Genomic DNA, 21156 nt, shown 5'->3' on the forward strand with positions numbered 1-21156 from the left:
GCCCGGCTGGCGGAGACGGCCCCGGTGCGCGAGTGGCGGCCCACCGGAACCACCTTGGTGACCGGCGGCACCGGTGCGCTGGGCGCGCACGTGGCGCGCTGGCTGGCGGGCAACGGCGCCGAGCACCTGCTGCTCGTCAGCCGCCGGGGTGCCGAGGCCCCCGGCGCGGCCGGGCTGCGGGAAGAACTGGCCGCGCTGGGCGCCGGGGTGACCCTTGCCGCCTGCGACGTCGGCGACCGTGACGCACTCGCCGCACTCCTCGCCGACATCCCCGCCGACCGGCCGCTGACCGCGGTCGTGCACACCGCCGCCGTCCTGGACGACGGGGTCATCGAGTCTCTCACTCCCGACCAGGTCGAGCGCGTTCTGCGGATCAAGGTGGACGCCACGCTCCACCTGCACGAACTGACCCGTGACCTCGACCTGTCGGCGTTCGTCCTCTTCTCCTCCTTCGCCGCCACCTTCGGCGCGCCCGGCCAGGGCAACTACGCGCCGGGCAACGCCTTCCTGGACGCCTTCGCCGAGTACCGGCGCGCCGCCGGGCTGCCCGCGACCTCCCTCGCCTGGGGCCCCTGGGGCGACGGGGGGATGGCCGAAGGCGCCGTCGGTGACCGCATGCGCCGCCACGGCGTCATCGAGATGGCCCCCGGGCGGGCCGTCATCGCCCTCCAGCACGCGCTGGACCGCGACGAAACGACCCTGACCGTCGCGGACATGGAGTGGAAGCGCTTCGTCCTGGCCTTCACCTCGGGCCGGACCAGGCCCCTGCTGCACGACCTCCCCGAGGCACGGCAGGCCATGGACAGCGCCCGCACCGACACCGCCGAGGACAGCGGGAGCGCCGCCGTGCTGGCCGGGCAAATCGCCGGGCAGCCCGAGGCCGAACAGGAGCGGCTGCTGCTGGAGTTGGTCCGTACGGCCGTCGCCGCCGTCCTCGGCTACGCCGGACCGGACGCCGTCGAGGCGGGCCGGGCATTCAAGGAACTGGGCTTCGACTCCCTCACCTCCGTCGAACTGCGCAACCGTCTGAACGCGGTGACCGGGCTCAAGCTGCCGCCCACGCTCGTCTTCGACTACCCGACGCCCACCGTCCTCGCCCGGTTCCTGCGGACCGAACTCGCCGGCCGGAGTGCGGTGGCCGCCGCGCCCCTGCCGACGGCGGCCGGTTCCGGGGGCGACGACGACCCCATCGCCGTCGTCGCGATGAGCTGCCGTTTCCCCGGCGGCGTCCGCAGCCCCGAGGAGCTGTGGCAACTGCTGGCCTCCGGCGGGGACGCCCTGTCGGAGTTCCCGGCGGACCGCGGCTGGGACGTCGAGGCGCTGTACGACCCCGACCCCGACGCCCTGGGCACCTCCTACACCCGTGAGGGCGGCTTCCTCTCCGACGCGGCCTCCTTCGACCCGGCGTTCTTCGGGATCTCGCCGCGCGAGGCGCTCGCGATGGACCCGCAGCAGCGACTGCTGCTGGAGACCTCCTGGGAGGCCTTCGAGCGGGCCGGGATCGACCCCGAGACGCTGCGCGGCACCCAGTCCGGCGTCTTCGTCGGTACCAACGGTTCCGACTACTCCCACCTGGTGCGCGGCGCCGCCACCGAAGGGCTCGAAGGCCACCTGGCCACGGGCAGCGCGGGCAGCGTCGTCTCGGGCCGCCTCTCCTACGTGTTCGGTCTGGAAGGCCCGGCGGTCACCGTCGACACCGCCTGCTCCGCCTCGCTGGTGGCCCTGCACCTCGCGGTGCGGGCCTTGCGGGCCGGGGAATGCTCCATGGCCCTGGCGGGTGGTGTGACGGTCATGTCCACGCCCGGCACCTTCATCGAGTTCAGCCGGCAGCGCGGACTGTCCACCGACGGCCGCTGCAAGGCCTTCTCCTCCGACGCCGACGGCTTCAGCCCGGCCGAAGGTGCGGGCATGCTCCTCGTCGAGCGCCTGTCGGACGCCCGCCGCCACGGCCACCCCGTGCTGGCCGTGATCCGCGGTACGGCGATCAACCAGGACGGTGCGAGCAACGGCCTGACCGCCCCCAACGGGCCCTCCCAGCAGCGCGTCATCCGCCAGGCCCTGGCCAACGCCGGCCTGTCGGCCGCGGAAGTCGACGCCGTCGAGGCCCACGGCACCGGTACGACCCTGGGCGACCCGATCGAGGCCCAGGCCCTGCTGGCCACGTACGGGCAGGACCGCCCGCAGGACCGGCCACTGCTCCTCGGCTCGATCAAGTCCAACATCGGTCACGCGCAGGCCGCCGCCGGTGTCGCCGGCGTCATGAAGATGGTGCTGGCCATGCAGCACGGCCTGCTGCCGCGAACCCTGCACATCGCCGAGCCCACCCCGCACGTGGACTGGAGCGCGGGCGAGGTCGAGCTGCTGACCGAGGAGCGGTCCTGGCCCGAGACGGGCGGGCGTCCCTGGCGCGCGGGTGTGTCGTCGTTCGGCTTCAGCGGCACCAACGCCCATGTCATCATCGAGCAGGCCCCGGTGGAACAGGGGGCGCCGGAGCCGGAAACCCCTGTCGCGCCGGCCGCCCACCCCCTACTGACCACCGCCCCCCTGGACGCCGCGGCCACGGACGGGCCGCTCGCGCTGCCCTGGCCGTTGACGGCGAAGACCGAGAACGCGCTGCGCGGCCAGGCGGAACGCCTGCTCCAGCACCTCGGCACCCGTCCTGACCTGCGGCATGTCGATGTCGGCCACTCCCTGGCCAGCACACGTACGGCCCACGGCACGCGTGCCGTGCTGATCGGCCGGGACCCGGAGGAGCACCTCGCGGGGCTCGCCGCCCTGGCCGTCGGGGGCACCACACCCCTGCTCGTCCAGGGGTCGGTCATCGGGGGCAAGACCGCTTTCGTCTTCCCCGGGCAGGGGTCGCAATGGGTGGGCATGGCCCGAGCGCTGTTGGACGCTTCACCTGTGTTTGCTGCCCGAGTGGATGAGTGTGCGAAGGCGTTGGAGCCCTTTACCGACTGGTCGTTGGTCGAGGTCCTCCGGGGTGTCGAGCATGCCCCTTCCCTGGAGCGGGTGGATGTGGTGCAGCCGGCGTTGTTCGCGGTGATGGTGTCGTTGGCGGAGGTGTGGCGTTCGGTCGGTGTTCGTCCGGGTGCGGTGATCGGTCATTCGCAGGGTGAGATCGCGGCCGCGTGCGTGGCGGGGATCTTGTCGCTGGAGGATGCGGCTCGGGTGGTGGCGTTGCGTAGTCAGGCGATCGGGCGGGTGCTGGCGGGGTTGGGTGGCATGGTGTCGGTGCCGTTGCCGGCCGTGGAGGTACGGGAGCGGATCGCGCCCTGGGGTGAGGAGAGGATTTCCGTCGCCGCGGTGAACGGGCCTTCTTCGGTGGTGGTTTCGGGTGAGGTGGCGGCGCTGGAGGAGTTCCTGGCCGTCTGCGAGGCGGACGGGGTCCGGGCCAGGCGGATCGCGGTGGACTACGCCTCGCACTCTGCCCAGGTCGATCTCCTGCGTGAGGAGTTGGCCGAGCTGCTTGCTCCGGTCGTGCCGCGGGCGGCGGAGGTGCCGTTCCTGTCGACGATGACGGGGGAGTGGGTCAAGGGGCCGGAGCTGGACGCCGGTTACTGGTTCCGCAACCTGCGTCGGACGGTCGAGCTGGAGCAGGCCACACGCACGCTTCTGGAGCAGGGTTTCGGGGTCTTCATCGAGTCCAGCCCGCACCCCGTCTTGACCGTGGGCATACAGGAGACCGTGGAGGACAGCGGCCGTGAGGCGGCCGTGCTCGGGTCGCTGCGCCGTAACGAGGGTGGTCTGGAGCGGTTCTGGCTCTCGCTCGGTGAAGCGTACGTCCGCGGTGTCGCCGTGGACTGGGAGGCGGTCTTCGCCGGGACGGGTGCCCGTCGGGTCGACCTGCCCACCTACGCCTTCCAGCGCGACCGCTACTGGATCGACGTACCCGTATCCCGGGTCGGCGACGTCGCCTCCGCCGGGCTCGGCTCCGCCGAGCACCCGCTGCTCGGTGCCGCCGTCGAGCTGCCCGACTCCGACGGGTTCCTCTTCACCGGACGACTCTCCCTCCAGAGCCACCCCTGGTTGGCCGACCACCGGGCCGCGGGTGCCGTGCTCCTGCCCGGCACCGCCTTCGTCGAACTCGCCCTGCACGCGGGCCGACGGGTCGGTACCGCCTTCGTCGAGGAACTGAACCTGGAGGCCCCGCTGGTGCTGCCCGAGAAGGGCGCCCTCCAGCTCCGGCTCTCCGTGGCCGGGCCCGACGAAGCGGGGCGGCGCGTGATCCACTTCCACTCGCGTGCCGAGGCCCCCGCCGGGGATGCCCCGGGCCTCGGGCAGGACCTGCCGTGGACGCGCCACGCCAGTGGTGTCCTCGGCGCACCCGAGGTGGTGACCGCGCCACAGGCCGCGCCCGGCCCGGCGGTCTGGCCGCCCGCCGGGGCCGAACCGCTCGACGTATCCGACCTGTACGAACTGTTCGCGGCCGGCGGGTACGCGTACGGCCCGGCCTTCCGCAACCTGCGGGCGGCCTGGCGCCTCGGCGACGAACTCCTCGCCGAACTCGCCCTGTCCGAGGGCCCCGGGGCCGAAGCCGGCGACTTCGGCGTGCACCCGGCGCTGCTGGACGCGGGCCTGCACGGCCTCGCGCTCGGCTCCTTCCTCGGCGGCGACGAAGCCGAGGACGGCAGCGGCCGGATGCGGCTGCCGTTCTCCTTCACGGGGGTGCACCTGCACGCCGTCGGCCCCGGAGCCCTGCGGGTGCGCCTCACCCCGGCAGGGTCCGGCGCGATGTCCCTCACGGCGTTCGACGAGAGCGGCGAGCCGGTCGTGTCGGTGGAGTCGCTGCTGCTGCGCGAGCTCGACCCGGCCCGGCTGAGCGCGTCCGTCCCCGCCTTCCACGAGTCGCTGTTCCGGCTGGAATGGCCCGCGATCGGCGGCAACAAGGCACCCGCTGGGGGCCGGTGGGCCGTGATCGGCTCGGACCCGCTCGGCCTCGAAGACGCGCTGGCCGCGGCGGGCGCCACCGTCGACAGTTACACCGATCTGGAGGTCCTCGCGGGCGTGGTGCTCGCCGGGAAACCGCTGCCGGACACGGTCCTGGTGTCGTACGCCGACCCGGCCGGGCCCGGTACGGGTGGCGGTACCGCGGACGCCGCCCGAAGCGCCGCCCACGGCGCGCTGGAGCTCGTACAGACCTGGCTGGCCGAGGAGCATCTCTCCGGGGCCCGCCTCGCGGTCGTCACGCGGGGCGCCGTCGAGGTACGGCCCGGCGACGGCGTCCCGGACCCGGCGCACGCGACCGTGTGGGGGCTGCTGCGCTCCGCCCAGTCGGAGAACCCGGGCCGGTTCGTCGTCCTCGACCTCGACCCCGGCGCCGCCAGCGGCGTCGAGGAGGTCACCACGGAGGGTCCCGTCCTCGGCGAGCTGCTCGCGGCCGCCGCGGCGAGCGGGGAGCCCCAGCTCGCGCTCCGTGCCGGATCCCTGCACGCGGCCCGATTGGCCCGGGTTCCCGCGGCCCGCCCGGAGCCGCAGGAGACCGGTGTCGACGCCGACACCCCGGACGGCGCCCCGTCCGAGGCTCCCGCACCAGCCCCCGGGCTCGACCCGGAGGGCACCGTCCTCATCACCGGCGGCACCGGTGTCCTGGGCAGCCTCCTGGCCCGGCACCTCGTGACCGAGCGCGGTGTGCGGCATCTGCTGCTGACCAGCCGCCGCGGACCCGCCGCCGTCGGCGCCGCGGAGCTGGTCGCGGACCTCGCGGCGCTGGGCGCCGAGGCGCAGGTCGTCGCCTGCGACGCCGCCGACCGGGAGGACCTGGCCGCACTGCTGGCACGGATCCCGCAGGCGCACCCGTTGACCGCGGTCGTCCACACCGCGGGCCACCTCGACGACGGGCTCCTGCCGTCGCTGACCCCCGAGCGGATCGACGCGGTGCTGCGGCCGAAGGCCTACGCGGCCCTGCACCTGCACGAGCTGACCCGGGAGGCGGACCTGGCGGCCTTCGTGCTCTTCTCCTCCGCGGCCGGCACGCTCGGCACCCCCGGGCAGGCCAACTACGCGGCGGCCAACGCGTTCCTCGACGCCCTGGCCCAGCAGCGGCGCGCGGAGGGCCTGCCAGCGGTGTCGCTGGCCTGGGGTCTGTGGGAGCAGCGCAGCGAGATGACCGGCGACCTCACGGACGCCGACGTCCAGCGGATGGCACGGGCCGGACTCACCGCGCTCTCCTCCGCGGAGGGCCTGGCCCTGTTCGACACGGCCTGCTCCGTGGCCGGGACCGGCCCGGGCGTCGGCGCCGAGGTGCCCGGCAGCGGGGTCTTCGTCGCGATGCGGCTGGACACCGGGCCGCTGAAGGCCCAGGCGGATGCGGGCGGCCTGCCGCCGCTCTTCCGGGGCCTGGTCCGCGGCGGGCTGCGCCGGGCCGCCGCCGGCACCGCCGACGCGGCGGCGTCGGCGTCCGCGCGACGGCTCGCGGGGCTGGCCGGGCTGCCGGAGGAGGAGCAGGAGCGGCTGCTGCTGGACGTCGTGCGCGAGCAGACCGCCGCGGTCCTCGCCTACTCCGGCGCCGACGCGGTGGGGGAGTCCCAGCAGTTCCTGGAGCTGGGCCTGGACTCGCTGACCGCGGTGGAGCTGCGGAACCAGCTGAACGCGGTGACGGGGCTGCGGCTGCCCGCCACGCTGCTGTTCGACCACCCGACGCCGCTCCTCATCGCCGCGCGGCTCCGCGTCGAGCTGGCCGGGGCGCAGGGCGGTGCGGCCGGATCCGGCGGCGCCGCGGCGGACGCCGCCGAGGCGGACACCGACGGGGTGTTCGGCGCGATGCTCCAGGCGGCCGGGGCACAGGGCGAGTCCGGTCGGTTCATGGAACTCCTCATGCAGGCGTCGCGGTTCCGTCCGTCGTTCTCCTCGGCGGCGGAGCTGCGCAAGGCGCCGGGCCTGGTGCGGCTCGCCCGCGGCGAGGACGGTCCGGGCCTGATCTGCTTCTCGTCGATCCTGTCGATCTCGGGCCCGCACCAGTACGCCCGCTTCGCCTCCGCCTTCCGCGGACGGCGGGATGTCCACGCGATGCCCGCACCCGGCTTCCTGCGGGGCGAGCAGCTGCCCACGACGACGGAGGCGGTCGTCGAGGCGCAGGCGCAGGCCGTCCTGCGGCATGCGGACGGTGCGCCGTTCGTCCTGCTTGGCCACTCGTCGGGCGGCATGCTGGCTCACGCGGTGGCGGCCCGGCTGGAGAGCGCCGGCCTCGTCCCGGAGGCCGTGGTCCTGGTCGACATCTACTCGCACGACGACGACGCCATCCTCGGCATCCAGCCGGGGCTGTCGCAGGGCGTGGACGAGCGGCAGGGCAGCCACGTCCCGGTCGACGACAGCCGGCTGCTGGCGATGGGCGCCTACTTCCGTCTCTTCGGCGGATGGCAGCCGGAGGCCGTGAAGGCGCCGACGCTGCTGGTCCGGGCGCGGGAGCAGTTCTTCGACTGGACCCGTGCGGAGAACGGTGACTGGCGTTCCTACTGGGACATGGAGCACACCGCGGTGGACGTGCCCGGCAACCACTTCACGATGATGGAGCAGTACGCGGGGACCACCGCGGCCGCCGTCGAGCAGTGGCTGGGCCGCCGGATCTGAGGGCGGTGACACGAAAGGGGCCGGGTCCCACCCCCCAGGGGGTGGGGCCCGGCCCCTTTCGGCCGTCCGCGTGGTTCTCAGCCGGTGGCGCGCCGGGCGCGGTCCGCCCGGGAGCGCTCCAGGAACTGCTGTCGCTCGCGCTCGCGGGTGCGCTTCCTGGGCAGGCCCACCGGGACGACGTCGAAGCGGTCCTTGGTGACGTCGAGCCGGTGGAAGAGGTTGTCCGGGCCGGTGACGTACAGGGTGCCCACGCCGAGCCCTTGGAGGGACTCCACCATGGCGGGCCAGTGGATCGGCCGGTCGAAGGTGTCCAGCATCATCTCCCGCATCCCGGCGGCGTCCCGGACGACCGTGCCGTCGTGGTCGCAGACCACGGGGAGGGAGGGGTCGGCGATCTCGTAGGAGCCGAAGACCTCCTCCTCCGCCTTGCGGCGCAACGCGGAGAAGGCCGCGGCGTGGACGGGCGGCCGCATCGAATACATGGAATAGCCGCCGGCCGCGCTGATGGCGGTGTTCAGGGCGTCGAGTTCCTTCTCCCGTACGGACAGCATGTGGAACCCGGCGTCGAGCCGGCCGGAGAGGTCGTACCAGGCGCCGCGGTCGTCGAACGCGGCGAGGATCTCGTCCAGGCGGTCCTGGGGGGTGCGGACGAAGCAGTGGGTGACCACGTCCTCGTAGGCGGTGGAGAAGTACTCGTCCTCGCAGCGGGCGAGTTCCGCGGTCAGGCGGACGACCTCGGAGAAGGGGAGGGAACCCACGAAGGCGGCGGTGGCCTTCTGGCCGAAGCTGGGGCCCGCGCAGACGGTGGGGGAGACGCCGAGCACGTCCACCGCCCGGTCGGCCAAGGCCATCGAGTTCACCAGGAAAGCGATCTGGAAATCGACCGAATAGTCCTCTTCGGAATTGCGGAAACGGTCGAACACCGAATATCCGAGCACCTCGTCGGCCTCTGCCAGACGGCGTCGCGCGTACGGGTCGAGGAGGAGGAATCGGCCGACCTCGGCGAAGGAGGCCGGGCCCATGCCGGGGAACACGATCGCGGATCCGGTCCGGGCATCGGAGGAATGGGTCATGATCGGTGCATACCTTTGCTTCCGGGATGGTGCGGGACGAGAAAGGACCCCGCACCCGGGCGGCGCTGTTGCGCCGGTCCGGGCACGGGGCCGGAGCTGGGGAGTGGGGGATCAGTCCTGGGACCTGCGGTGGAAGCCCCTGATGCTGATCGCCCCGAAGATCAGGATCGAGACGGCCAGCGCCGCGAGGTCCACCCACAGCGGGATCGAACGGGGCCCGCCGGGGGGCAGCAGCAGGTCGCGGATGCCCTCGGTGACGTAGGTCAGGGGGTTGAGGGCGCACAGCACCTGGAACCACCGGATGTCGGCCAGGCCGTGCCAGGGGAACTGGGTGCAGCCCGTGAACATGAGCGGGGTCAGCACCACCGCGAAGACGACACCGATGTGCCGCGGCGGGGCCAGCGTGCCGATGGTCAGGCCGACCGCGCTGCCGGCCAGGGCGCCCAGCAGCAGCACGCCCAGCGTGGCCGGGAACTGGTCCATGGGCCAGGAGGCGTGGTCGAGTACGAGGAAGCCCATGGGGATCATCAGCAGCGAGGCGACGATGCCGCGCAGCGTGCCGAAGACCAGCTTTTCGACGGCCACCAGCGTGATCGGGATCGGCGCGAGCAGCCGGTCCTCGATCTCCTTGCTGAAGGAGAAGTCGATGATCATGGGCAGTGCGGTGTTCTGCAAGCTGACCAGGAAGGCGTTGAGCGCCACGACACCGGGCAGCAGCACCGACTGGAAGGCGCCGCCGGTGTAACCGAGTTCGCCGAGGACCTTGCCGAAGACGAACAGGATGAAGAACGGCTCCACGAGGATCTGCGCGAGGAACGTGCCCAGTTCGCGGCCGGTGACGAAGAGGTCCCGCCACAGGATGAAGAAGAACGTACGGGTCACGGAGCGGATGCTGGTGGGCGCCGGGCGCAGCTCCTCGGGGAAGCCGGGCGCCGGGTCGGCCGCGGTCGCGGCGGCGGCGCTCACCGGAGCTCCCGACCGGTCAGGGAGATGAAGACGTCCTCGAGGGTCGCGGTGCCCACCTTGATGTCCTTGATGTCGCAGTTCGCCGCCGTCAGGATGCTGACGGCGACCGGAAGCACCGCGCCGGGCGGCGCGTCGCTGTACAGACGCAGGCGTACGGGTGCGTCCGCGGCGTCCTCGGCGGCCTGGTCGGTGCGCTCGACACGGGTGACCGTGTCGGCCTTCTCCAGCAGGCGGATCACGTCCTGCGGCCCGGAACCGGCGGGTCGGACGGTGAGGGTGAGGGCGGTGCCGCTCAGGCTCTCCATCAGAGCCTGCGGGGTGTCCAGGGCCAGCAGCCGGCCTTGGTCGACGATGCCGACGCGGTCGCACAGCCGGGCGGCCTCGTCCATGTCGTGGGTGGTGAGCACGGTGGTGACGCCGCGCTCGCGCAGCTCGGCCACCCGCTCGTGGATGAAGAGCCGGGCCTGCGGGTCGAGGCCGGTGGCCGGCTCGTCGAGGAAGAGCACGTCGGGCCGGTGCATCAGGGCGCGGGCGATCATCACGCGCTGGGCCTGGCCGCCGGAGAGCTTGTCGCCGCGGGAATCGCCGCGGTCGGCGAGGCCGATCCACTCCAGGCACTCGTCGGCGCGCCGGTTGCGTTCGGCGCGGCCCACGCCGTGGTACCCGGCGTGGAAGGTGAGGTTCTGGCGCAGCGTGAGCGACTGGTCGAGGTTGATGCGCTGGGGGACGACGGCGAAGGCGCGGCGTGCCTGGGCCGGGTGGGCGACGACGTCGACCCCCTGCACGAACGCGCGCCCCGCTGTGGGCGCCACCCGGGTCGTGAGGATGCCGATGGTGGTGGTCTTGCCGGCCCCGTTCGGACCGAGGAATCCGAAGACCTCGCCCCGGCGGACCGAGAAGCTCAAGCCGTCCACCGCGGGTTGGTCGCGGTCCTTGTACTTCTTGACCAGATTTTCGACCACGACAGCGGAATTCACGGATTGTTCAGATTTCATTTATGCCTGCGAGTCGATAGGGGATCCGGGCACAGAAGGGGTGCGCGCCATTTTTAGCATGCGGGATCGTGACATGGTTCGCCGCGGCGAACGCTAGGGGGAAATACGGAAAGCCTTAGGGGGGCCTAGGGGTGATCGTCCGTTGTGGTCCCGGGAAACATGGTCCTGGCATCCACGGTAATCGCCGCGGGCCGTCCCCGACCGTTCACCGCATTCTCGCGAGGAGACCCCGTGAAAGCACTCGTCCTATCGGGGGGATCCCCCGAGGCCGACCGGTCCGTCTTCTTCCGGGTCCTGGAGCAGATCGCCGCTGTGGGCATCACCGACGTCGGGATCGTCCTCGGGGAAGCCGCCGACGAGGTGCGGACGGCCGTCGGTGACGGCTCCCGCTTCGGCGTCGGAGTCACCTACCTCCCCCGGACCCGCAGACCCGGGCCGGGGGCGGCCGTGCGCACGGCGCGGGACTGGCTCGGCGACGACGACTTCGTCACGCATCCCGAGGACGTCCTGGTCCCGGGCGGGATCGGCGAGCAGGTGGAGGCGTTCCGCAGCCGCCGCCCGGCGGCGCAGGTCGTTCCGGGGACGGCCGGGGTGTACTTCTTCACGGACGCCGTGCACCGCGCCGTCGACGCCCTCCGGGCCGCCGCCCCCGACGGGCCGGAGATCACCGATGTACTGCGCTGGCTGGCCGACCAGGGCCTGGAGGTCGTCTCCGTCGCCCCGGCCGGGTCCGGTCCGGCACCGATCAATCCATGAGGGCCCTCCACCCCGGAGGTGCCCGGCCGCCTGCCCGACCACGTGTCAGAGGCACCACCCGAGGTGGAGTTCCAGGGAGCATGACCCATGCCGACAGCCGGCCCTCCGTGGGGGAGCCACTCCCAGACGAGGTCGGCCTGATCCAGATCCGGCAGCCCGGCATCCCGAGCAGCTACCGCATGATCTGCTTCCCGAGCGCGCGCAACTCCCCGCTCTGTTACCTCGCGATGGCGGAGCTGCTGCTTCCCACCGTGGAACTGGTCGTCGTGCAGTACCCGCCGATGCGCTCCGCGGAGCACCTCGACCCGGCCGGGTGCACCCTGCTCGCCGACCAGATCTTCGAGGCGCTCCGCGGCTGGGCCGACCGCCCCTTGGTGCTGTTCGGGCACCGCCTGGGCGCCGATCTGGCCTATGAGGTGGCCTGTCGGCTGGAGCGGGAGACCTACGGCGCGCTGCTGACCCTCTTCGTGTCCGGACGGACCGCGCCCGGCCATCGCGGCAGCCTCGGCCCGCCCGCCCTGAGCTGCCGGATCGTCGCCCTGACCGCACAGTACGACCCGCGCGCCACGCTCTCGGGGGTGCGGGGCTGGCGGCGGTGCACCTGCGGCTGGTTCGACCTGGAGACCTTCCCCGGCGCGCAGGGGTACCTGAAGACCCACCGCCGTGAGGTGGTCAACATCGTCCACGACCAGCTGATCTCGCTCGGCGGAGCGGACCCGGGATGACCGCTCGCCGGACTGAGGGGATCCCAGGGGTCGTTCAGGGGTACCCGGCCCGACACCCCCTGCCTAGCGTGCGTCGGTGGAGACCCGTGTCCGGACCCGACGCGCACGGCCCGGCCGGCGCATGCCACGGCCACGATTCCCTCCCGCGCGGTACCCACGAATCCCGTGGACCCCGCGAATCCGCGATCCACCCCGTGAACGGACCCGACCCGCAGCCGGCCCGGCGCACCGCGCGCCGACCGGCCGCGGCACGGCCCAGAGGAAGGACATAGTGCGACCGATGACCGCGAAGATATTGGCAGCCGACTCGGTACGGACCGTCGAGGACTTCGAACAGGACGCCCTCCGGGTGGCCTCGGTGATCCGCGAACGCGGAGTCGGCCTCGGCGACCGGGTGATGCTCAAGGCCGGCAACTCGGCGGCCTACGTGTGCGTGCTGTACGCGCTCATGCACGTCGGCGCCTCGATCGTCCTCGTCGACCAGCAGGAGCACCCCGAGGAAACCCGGCGCATCGCCGTGCGCACCGGTGTCAAGATCACCTTCGTCGACGACGAGACCCCGATCTACGCCGACGCCGACCCCATCCACCTCTACGAACTCATGGTCGCCGTCACCGACCACGAACCCGCCGGCTCCACCCTGTCCTTCGAGGACTGGGGCGAACTCCCCGACGGCCTCATCATGTGGACCTCCGGCTCCACCGGCTCCCCCAAGGGCGTCGTGAAGTCCGGCGCCTCCTTCCTGCGCAACCTGCGGCGCAACGCCGACCAGGTCGGCCACCGCGCCGACGACGTACTGATGCCGCTCCTGCCCTTCGCCCACCAGTACGGCCTGTCGATGGTCCTCATCGCCCACCTGGTCCGCTGCTCCCTGGTGATCGCCCCTTACCGGCGACTGGACCGCGCCCTGCGCATGGGCCGCGACGCCGGGGTCACCGTCATCGACGCCACGCCCTCCAGCTACCGCAGCATCCTCGGCCTGATCACCCGCAAGCCGGCGCTGCGTACCCACCTGCAGGACGTGCGCATGCTCTGCGTCGGTGCGGCGCCCCTCGACGCGCCGCTGGTGGAGAGATACGTCGCCGAATTCGGGCTGCCGCTGCTCGACAGCTACGGCTCCACCGAGCTCGGCAACATCTCCTTCGCCACCCTCGACAACCCGGTCGCCTGCGGCCGGGCCATGGAGGGCATCCGGCTGCGGATCGTCGACGAGGACGGCCGCGAGCTGGCCGCGGGGGAGACCGGCGAGATCCAGGTCGACACCCCCGACGCCCTGCTGGGCCAGGTGTCCGAGGACGGTACCGTCGTCCCCGCCCATGCCACCGGCTGGCAGCCCACCGGCGACCTCGGCCACCTTGACGCGGACGGCAACCTCTACGTCCTGGGGCGCAAGTTCGCGGTCCACCGCATGGGCTACACCCTGTACCCCGAGTTGATCGAGCGGAAGGTCGCCGGTCACGGCTGCTCCACCCGGATCGTGCCGCTGCCCGACGAAATCCGGGGCTCCCAGCTGGTGTTCTTCGTCGAGGACGAGGAGCAGCGGGACGCCGCCCACTGGCGGGAGCGACTGTGCAGCCTGCTGCCCGCCTTCGAACAGCCCAACACGGTCGTGGTGCTGGAGCGGTTCCCGCTCAACCGCAACGGCAAGCCCGACAAGAAGGCCCTCGCCGCACTGGCCGCCCCCCGGGCCTGAGGACCTGACGGCCCCGCCCCGCCGCCCCACCGCGGCGGGGGATCAGGGCCCCGGCACATGTGCCGAAGGGCGCCCCCGCCGACCGTGGGGGCGCCCTTCTCCGGTTCAGCTCTCGTAGGGCAGCTCGACGGGAGCGAGCGCTTCGAAGAGGTCACCGGGGCCGGGGTTGTCCGGGTGGGCCGATCCGCCCAGGTGGTCCACCACCCCCCAGACGGCGTTCAGCGCCGTGGTGACGGCGCCCTCGGCGAAGCCGCCCGTCCAGGAGACGTCGTCGCCGCACAGGAAGAACCCGCGCTGTCCCTCGGGCAGCCCGTGCTGCATGAACTGGGTGAACAGCCGCCGCTGGTAGCGGTACTGGCCCGGCAGGTTCGCCTTGAACGCGCCCATGAAGTGCGGTTCGGTCTCCCACGTGATGGTCAGGGGCTCCCCGATCACGTGCGAGCGGACGTCCACCCCGGGATAGATCTCCGCGAGCTTGTCCAGCAGCACCTTGAGGCGCTCCTGCGGGCTCAGCGTCGCCATCTTCAGCGAGTCGTCGTTCCACGTGTACGACAGGCACAGCACGCCCGGCCGGTCCGGACCGTCGTCGAAGAGGTAGACCCCGCGCGGCATCCGGTCGGTGAGCGTCATGCTCATCACCGGAAGCCCGGTCTCGGGATCCAGGTCCTGCCAGAAGGGCCGGTCGGTCAGGACGAACACCTTCGACGAGCCCATGTAGTGGGTCCGCTCCACCGCCGTCCACACCGGCGTGCTGAGGAGCGCCGGGTCGGCCTCCACCCGGTTCAGCAGCGTCCACACGTGCGGGGTGTACACCACGGCCGGGTAGCGCTCCTCCCGCCCGTCGGCGTCGGTGACCGCGAAACCCGTCCCGGCCTGCCGCACGGCCCGCACGCCCGGCCGCGGCGCCCCTCCGTGCAGCGACGCCAGCGAGGTGCCCGCCGGCCAGTGCGCGCAGTGGTCCGGCCGGTGCTCCCACAGCCCCCGCGGCACCTGCTGGGCCCCCCCGGGGATCGCCACCTGGCGCTCGTCGGCCTCGGTGTAGATCACACGGAGGATCTCCAGCAGCGAGTTCGGGAAGTCGGTGTCCCAGCCGCCGGTGCCGAACCCGACCTGGCCGAAGACCTCACGATGCCGGAACGACCGGAACGCCGAACTGGTGGCGAGGAAACCGTGGAAGGACTGGTCGTCGAACTCCCGGACCAGCCGGTCCCACACGTGCTTGAGGGTGTGCGTGTCGCGCCGCCGGACCGCGTCGCGCATCGTGGACAGCTCCGCCCGCTCCTGCAGCGCCTTCTCCCAGGCGGCGGCCACCTCCTGGTACAGCTCGGGCAGGTCCTGCGTCCCGCGCGCGGTGTGGCGCACCCCGCCGAGGTCGATGAGCGTGCTCGGGGTGTGCTCGGACAGGGGGTTGGGGAAGGGGACGGTGGCCAGCCCCTGTAGGTCGATGTAGTGGAACAGGGCGCGGGCCGACAGCGGAAAGCGCATCGCGCCCATCTCCGCCACGTGCTCCGGCCGTCCCGGGAACGGGACCGACCGCATCCGGCCGCCGAGCTGTTCCGCTTCGTACACGACCGGGCGCAGGCCCAGCCGCATCAGCTCGTAGGCCGCGGTCAGCCCGGCCATCCCGCCGCCGACGACGGCCACCGGGGTCCCGGCGCGCTCGGGCGGGAGGGAGCCCAGGCCCGCCGGATGGCTCAGCCAGGCGTCGTAGGAGAACGGGAAGTCCGGCACGAGCATGCTGGTGGGGTCCGGGGGTGCTGTTGTCATCTGGAGTACCTCTCGGGCCGGTTCGGCAGCGCTTCCAGGGGAGAACCGGAGCGAGCCGGGCGCGGAGCCGGGATCGCGGCGTCGCGGCGGGCCCGGACGGCGGGATGACCGCGCGCCGTCCGCCGTGCGCAGTCGGTCCGGTCCTCGCACGCTACGCAGCGCCCCCGGAACCGGACAACCCCTACCGACCCGGGCTTCCGGCCCCGACCCGCGCGGGTACCGCTATGGCGGTGACGATCAGTCCCCGGTCCGCGAGCCAGCGGCCCTCGAAACCCGTCACCGGCCGCCCGTCGGGACCGGCGCCCGGCCGCAGGACCTCGGCGCGGAAGGTGCCCCGCCGCGGGCTGTCGGCGTCGGTGCGGAAGGACAGCCTGGCGTCCTCGAAGTCCAGCTCGGTGCCGACCAGCGGGAACCAGGTCTTGTACACGGCCTCTTTGGCGCTGAACAGCAGTCGGTCCCGGCACAGCCGCCCGGCCGCCGGCACCGGGGTGCGCGCCCAGGTCAGTTCGCCGGGCAGGGCGATGAAGTCCAGGACCCCCCTGCGCAGCGGCAGGTCGGGCTCTGCGTCGATGCCGACCGCCACCAGATCGGTGTCCCGGGCCAGGACCACGGCCCGGTAGCCCGTGCAGTGGGTCATGCTGCCCACCACCCCTGCGGGCCACTGCGGAACGTTGCGCCGGCCGGGCAGGACCGGGGCCGGGGGCAGGCCGAGGTCCGCCATCGCCCTCCGGGCACAGCCCCTCACGGTGGTGAACTCCTCGCGCCGTTCCTCCGGCGCCGTGGCCACCAGGGCGGCCTCCTCCGGGTGGAGGACAGCCGAGCCGTCCGGCCCGAAGGCCTCGCGTGCGCGGGCCCCTTCGGGCAGCAGGGTCTCTATCACGTGCCGGCCTCTCGCTCGGGGTGGGGCAGGATCTGCCGCAGCAGGCCCTTGGGGTGGCCGCGGCGGCGCCATTCGCGCGGGTAGCCGATCGACACCTCCTCGAAGCGGACTCCGTCGTACCAGGTGGTCCGGGGTATGTGCAGGTGCCCGTAGACCACGGCGGCCGTGCGGAACCGGCGGTGCCAGTCGGCGGTGAGGACGGTGCCGCACCACTGGGCGAACTCCGGGTGCCACAGCACGTCCGTGGGCTCGCGGACCAGCGGGAAGTGGTTGACCAGCACCAGTGGGATCGCCGGGTCGTGGGCCTCGAGCCGTCTCAGGGTCAGTTCGACACGGGCCCGGCACCAGGCGTCCCGGCTCGGGTGCGGGTCGGGGTGCAGCAGGTACTCGTCCGTGCAGACGACGCCCGCCTCGTGCGCCCGCTCCAGTGACTCCTCCTTCGAGGCGACGCCCGGGACGCGGAAGGTGTAGTCGTACAGGAGGAACAGCGGGGCGACGGCGACCGGGCCGTCGGGCCCCCGCCACACCGGCCACGGGTCCTCGGGGGTGTGGACCCCGAGCCGGCGGCACATCTCCACGATGTGGCGGTAGCGTTCCTCGCCGCGAGCCTGGATCTGGTCCTCGCGCGGCGTCCACAGCTCGTGGTTGCCCGGTGCCCACACCACCGTGGCGAAGCGTCCGGCGAGCAGGCTCAGCGCCCACTCGATGTCCTCGGTCATCTCGCCGACGTCGCCCGCGACGATCAGCCAGTCGTCCGGGTGCTGCGGCCGCAGCGATTCGGTGATCGGCCGGTTGTCGGCCATCCCGATGTGCAGGTCGCTGACCGCGAGCAGCCGGGGTCCGGCCGCCGTGGTGGCGGGCCGGTATGCGGGATCAGGCAGTGTATGCGACATCGTTGTCCCAACTCACGGGCAGGTCTTGACGGCGTGTTATGTGGATCTTCCGGTAGACCCGGGTGAGGTGCTGTTCCACGGTACTGACGGTGATGAAGAGCCTGGCCCCGATCTCCCGGTTCGTGTACCCGTGGGCGGCGAGCGACGCCACCCGCCGCTCGGCGTCTGTCAGTGCGGACGCCGGCTCCGGAGCGGACCGGACGGGGAGCGGCTCCGGGGCGGCGGCCACGGCATGCGGCGGCGCGCTCGGCCGTGCCGCCTCCGCCGGTACGCCCTGGCCGGGTTCCCGGTGACCGCCGGCTTCGGCGATCCGCCAGGCCCGGCGGGTGCAGGCCTTGCCCTGGGCGGCGTCGCCGAGCCGCTCGTAGGCGGTGCCCAACTCGCTCAGGGCCCGGGCCAGCTCGCGCGCATCCCCCTCGTCCTGGAGCAGGGCCACGGCCCGTTCCAGCAGCGCGGGCCGTTCGCGCAGCGGTCGGGCGCCCGCCAGGACGCGCAGGGCCAGAGCCTGCACCCGTGGCCCGGTCTCCTCGGCGAGCTGCTCCCGGGCGAACCGCTCGGCCTGCTCCCGGTTGCCCAGGGCCAGCGACGCCTCCGCGACCCCCACCCGCCAGGGCGCCAGCCCCGCCCGGTCCATGTCCCACTCCCGCATCAGTTTCCCGCAGGTCATGAAGTCCGTGAGCGCCGCGTGGTGGCGTCCGGTGGCGAGCTGGTGCCTTCCACGCGCGTAGACGTAGTGGAGGCCGTAGCGGGTCCGGAGCATGTGCTCCGGCACGGGGTGGTCCACCAGGGCCGCGGCCGTCTCGTGGTCGGCCATCGCCGTCCGGGCCTCGATGAGCGCGGAGAGGGGCAGGCCGATGCCCACGCCCCAGCCGTGCGGGGGGAGTTCCGTCAGCGCCTGCTCCGCCAGCCGGCAGGCCTGCGCCAGTTCACCTCGGCGCAGCGCCATGTGCGCGCGCATCGCCTGCATCACCGCGACCCAGCCGGGCGCACCACGCCGGGCCGCCTCCTCCAGGTGCCGGTCCGCCCACTGGGCGGCCGCGCCGAGCCGGTCCGCGTACATCAGGGCCAGGAGGCACGCCCGTACGGTGACGTGGCTCTCCTCCGTGAGGCGCGTCCCGGCCAGGATCCGCTCGGCCCGCCCGGCCAGAGCCTCGTCCGCCGCGGCCCGGTCGCGCGGCCCCCGGGTGGCGCCGAGGGCGTTCTGGAGCAGGCCCATCGCCGTCATGACGCCGTCGTCCGAGGGGTCCGCGAGCGGCTGCGCGTGGTCCCAGTCCGGGCCGAGGGCGTTGTCCATCCCGCCGAGGAGGGTGGGGTAGGTGGTCACCAGCAGCAGCCGGACACCGCGCAGCTGGGCCGTGAGCGCGGCGTCCGGGCGGCCCTGTACACCCTCCAGCGCGCGCCGGATGGCCATGGCGCCGTCGTCGATCCAGCCGTGCCACAGCAGGTCGCCCACCAGGCGCAGTGATTCGGTCACCGGAAGGATGCCCCGGTGCAGGGCGGCGTTCAGCGGCTGGAGCGCGTGCGCCCACGCGGACGGCTTGACCCGCCAGATGAACTTCGCCGTGTTCGCCTGGAGTTGCAGCCGCTCCCGCTCGTCCCGGGAGCACTGCTCGGCCAGCCGCAGGCAGCGCACCGCGAAGCCGACGCGCTGCCCGGCCAGCGCCGTGTGTGCGGCGTCGCTCAGCACCCCCGGTACCCACTCCTCGTCCAGGGAGTGCGGCCCGTGGCCCAGCAGGTGCGCGGCGACGGCTACCGGCGCCGCACCCGCCTCGTACAGCAGCTGCGCCGCGCGGCGGCGCAGCCTTGCCGCCGCATCGTCGGCCAGGCTCTCCAGCACCGCCGAGCAGACCGAGCCGTGTCGGAAGCGGGTGCCCTGGAGGATGCCCGCGTCGCGGAGCGCGGCGACCACGTCTTCCACCGTCCGTTCGGTGGTCCTCACCAGCCGGGCCAGCAGTGGCGGCGATCCGGCGTCGCCCAGCAGGGCGATGCCCTGGGCGACGCGCAGGCCGTCCACGCCCGTACGGTGCACGCATATCAGGGCGTTCTGGAGGAACTGCTCACCCGCGGGGAAGGACCCCTCGGCTCCCTGCCAGGCGGCCTGGTCGTCCAGGAGGCTGTGTACGAGCAGGGGGTTGCCGCCGGTGGCCGCATGCAGGATCGAGAGGGTGCGGGCGTCGGCCGCAGCGGACCCCGCAGGGGTTGCTTCCAGGGCCCGCCGCGCCAGCAGGCCCTCCACGCCCCGGAGGCTGAGCGGGCCCAGTCGCAGCCGGGGGCCGGCGATCCGACGCAGCAGCTCCTCCAGCACGGCCGGGGGAGTCGCGCCCGCGTCGGGGCCCCGCGTCACGATGAGGGAGAGCCCCCGGCCGGTGGCCCGCGCCCGGCCCAGGGCGTACAGCAGGCAGTGCAGGGACTGCGGGTCGGCGTACTGCACGTCGTCGACGGCGATCAGGACGGGACGGCGCGCCGCGAGCCCCGCGAGCCGCGCGTGGACCGCCATCAGGGTCGGCGCGGGGACGAAGTCCCCGTCGTCGAGCGGTGCATGGAGCGGAAGCGGTAATGGCGCGTCCGGGGTGTCGCGGAGCAGTTCCTCGACCACGCCGAAGGGGATGTCCTGTTCCGCCGCAGAGGTGGCGGCGCTCAGCAGCCGTACCCCCCAATCGGGGGTCCGCTCCTGTACGCGGTGGAGCAGGGCCGTCTTGCCCGCGGCGACCGGACCTGCGATCACGGCCAGGGGGCCCGATGCGGCGGGGCCGTCGAGTGCGCCGGCACCCTGCGCACCCGCGGATCCGGGGCCGCGGGCGGTGCCCGTCACCCAGGAGGTCAGTTTGGCGATCTGTTCATCCCGCTCCACCAACATGGCTTTGGACGCCTCCCCAATGAGCTGTGAACCGTCGCATGCCGCTTTCACAGCCGACATGGCTATTCATGATGAGTTCCCACGCGCGCAGGAAGGCGGGTGCCCGATGAGCGCATGGAAGTCAGCACTCGCCGCTGGTCAGGCGGCAGGCTTCCTGTCCGTCAGGTTGGATTGCACACTACCAACTCCCGAGAGGGCTTCCCGCTGCCCGCGTTTGGAATTGACGCGGTGCCAACACGCAGGCGGTTTAGTTGTGTCGGGGACGCAACCGGTTCGTCACGATGGGAAACCTCAAGGAAATCTCAAATACATGTGGGGCCCGGATTCTGGTTTCTCAACCTAGGGGTGTCCGGGCGGAGGATAGGGGTCGGCGGCAGTGGAGAAGCGCCGACCGCGGCTCGTTCAATGGCAGCGTGACGACGAACCTGACCGGGAAAGTGGCCGAACTGCACTCCCTGCGCGAGCAGGCGCGGCGCGGCCCCAGTGACCGTGCGACCGAGGCGCAGCACGCCAAGGGCAAGCTGACCGCGCGCGAGCGCATCGCGCTGCTGCTCGACGGGGGTTCCTTCAAGGAGGTCGAGCAGCTGCGCCGCCACCGTGCGACGGGGTTCGGTCTGGAGGCGAAGAAGCCGTACACCGACGGTGTGATCGCCGGGTGGGGCACGGTGGAGGGCCGCACGGTCTTCGTCTACGCGCACGACTTCCGCATCTTCGGCGGTGCGCTGGGCGAGGCGCACGCGGCGAAGATCCACAAGATCATGGACATGGCCGTCGCGGCCGGTGCCCCGCTGGTGTCGCTGAACGACGGTGCGGGCGCCCGTATCCAGGAGGGCGTCTCGGCGCTCGCCGGCTACGGCGGCATCTTCCAGCGCAACACCAGGGCCTCCGGCGTCATCCCGCAGATCTCCGTGATGCTCGGCCCGTGCGCGGGCGGCGCCGCCTACTCCCCGGCGCTGACGGACTTCGTGTTCATGGTCCGCGA

Annotated in this window: 12 protein-coding genes; 5 read left to right on the top strand and 7 right to left on the bottom strand. The window is 72.8% G+C overall.

Annotation, left to right across the window (positions count from 1 at the left end; genetic code table 11):
* Positions 1-24 precede the first annotated feature (24 nt).
* Positions 25-7569, top strand: coding sequence for an SDR family NAD(P)-dependent oxidoreductase (locus tag ABZY31_RS29905; RefSeq protein WP_356416566.1), 7545 nt, complete (start codon positions 25-27; stop codon positions 7567-7569).
* A 77-nt stretch (positions 7570-7646) separates the two neighbouring features.
* Here ABZY31_RS29905 and ABZY31_RS29910 read toward each other — a convergent pair whose 3' ends face one another.
* The 3 genes from ABZY31_RS29910 to ABZY31_RS29920 all read right to left on the bottom strand — a co-directional run bounded on the left by ABZY31_RS29910 (position 7647) and on the right by ABZY31_RS29920 (position 10585).
* Positions 7647-8642 carry an ACP S-malonyltransferase gene (locus ABZY31_RS29910; protein ID WP_356416569.1) on the bottom strand — a complete coding sequence of 332 codons (996 nt, stop codon included), beginning with the start codon at positions 8640-8642 and terminating at the stop codon, positions 7647-7649.
* Positions 8643-8753: 111 nt separating this feature from the next.
* Positions 8754-9608 carry an ABC transporter permease gene (locus ABZY31_RS29915; RefSeq protein ID WP_356416572.1) on the bottom strand — a complete coding sequence of 285 codons (855 nt, stop codon included), beginning with the start codon at positions 9606-9608 and terminating at the stop codon, positions 8754-8756.
* Positions 9605-10585: an ABC transporter ATP-binding protein gene (locus ABZY31_RS29920; RefSeq protein ID WP_356416575.1), complete on the bottom strand. Its 981-nt coding sequence runs from the start codon at positions 10583-10585 to the stop codon at positions 9605-9607. The genes ABZY31_RS29915 and ABZY31_RS29920 overlap by 4 nt, the downstream gene beginning before the upstream one ends.
* A gap of 249 nt (positions 10586-10834) precedes the next feature.
* Between ABZY31_RS29920 and ABZY31_RS29925 the strand changes: the two genes are divergently transcribed.
* The 3 genes from ABZY31_RS29925 to ABZY31_RS29935 all read left to right on the top strand — a co-directional run bounded on the left by ABZY31_RS29925 (position 10835) and on the right by ABZY31_RS29935 (position 13777).
* Positions 10835-11359, top strand: coding sequence for a sugar phosphate nucleotidyltransferase (locus ABZY31_RS29925; RefSeq protein WP_356416578.1), 525 nt, complete (start codon positions 10835-10837; stop codon positions 11357-11359).
* Between the two features lie 80 nt (positions 11360-11439).
* The gene (locus ABZY31_RS29930; RefSeq protein WP_356416581.1) at positions 11440-12084 is read left to right on the top strand and encodes a thioesterase domain-containing protein; all 645 of its coding nucleotides are present in this window, start codon (positions 11440-11442) and stop codon (positions 12082-12084) included.
* Positions 12085-12364: 280 nt separating this feature from the next.
* Complete coding sequence (locus ABZY31_RS29935) at positions 12365-13777, top strand: class I adenylate-forming enzyme family protein (RefSeq protein WP_356416583.1); 1413 nt, start codon at positions 12365-12367, stop codon at positions 13775-13777.
* Positions 13778-13882: 105 nt separating this feature from the next.
* Here ABZY31_RS29935 and ABZY31_RS29940 read toward each other — a convergent pair whose 3' ends face one another.
* The 4 genes from ABZY31_RS29940 to ABZY31_RS29955 all read right to left on the bottom strand — a co-directional run bounded on the left by ABZY31_RS29940 (position 13883) and on the right by ABZY31_RS29955 (position 20168).
* Complete coding sequence (locus tag ABZY31_RS29940) at positions 13883-15544, bottom strand: NAD(P)/FAD-dependent oxidoreductase (protein WP_356416586.1); 1662 nt, start codon at positions 15542-15544, stop codon at positions 13883-13885.
* 181 nt (positions 15545-15725) lie between these two features.
* Positions 15726-16424, bottom strand: coding sequence for a 4'-phosphopantetheinyl transferase superfamily protein (locus tag ABZY31_RS29945; protein ID WP_356416589.1), 699 nt, complete (start codon positions 16422-16424; stop codon positions 15726-15728).
* A complete protein-coding gene (locus ABZY31_RS29950) occupies positions 16421-17317 on the bottom strand; it encodes a metallophosphoesterase (protein WP_356416592.1) in 897 nt (298 codons plus the stop codon). Before ABZY31_RS29950 ends, ABZY31_RS29945 begins: the two co-directional genes overlap by 4 nt.
* On the bottom strand, positions 17298-20168 hold the full coding sequence (locus ABZY31_RS29955) for an AAA family ATPase (RefSeq protein WP_356416595.1): 2871 nt from the start codon (positions 20166-20168) through the stop codon (positions 17298-17300). The genes ABZY31_RS29950 and ABZY31_RS29955 overlap by 20 nt, the downstream gene beginning before the upstream one ends.
* 419 nt (positions 20169-20587) lie before the next feature.
* Between ABZY31_RS29955 and ABZY31_RS29960 the strand changes: the two genes are divergently transcribed.
* Positions 20588-21156: carboxyl transferase domain-containing protein (locus ABZY31_RS29960; RefSeq protein WP_356416598.1), on the top strand; the 569-nt coding region annotated here is incomplete at its 3' end.

It is taken from the genome of Streptomyces sp. NPDC006529, assembly GCF_040611795.1.
In the GTDB taxonomy this organism is placed as follows: domain Bacteria; phylum Actinomycetota; class Actinomycetes; order Streptomycetales; family Streptomycetaceae; genus Streptomyces.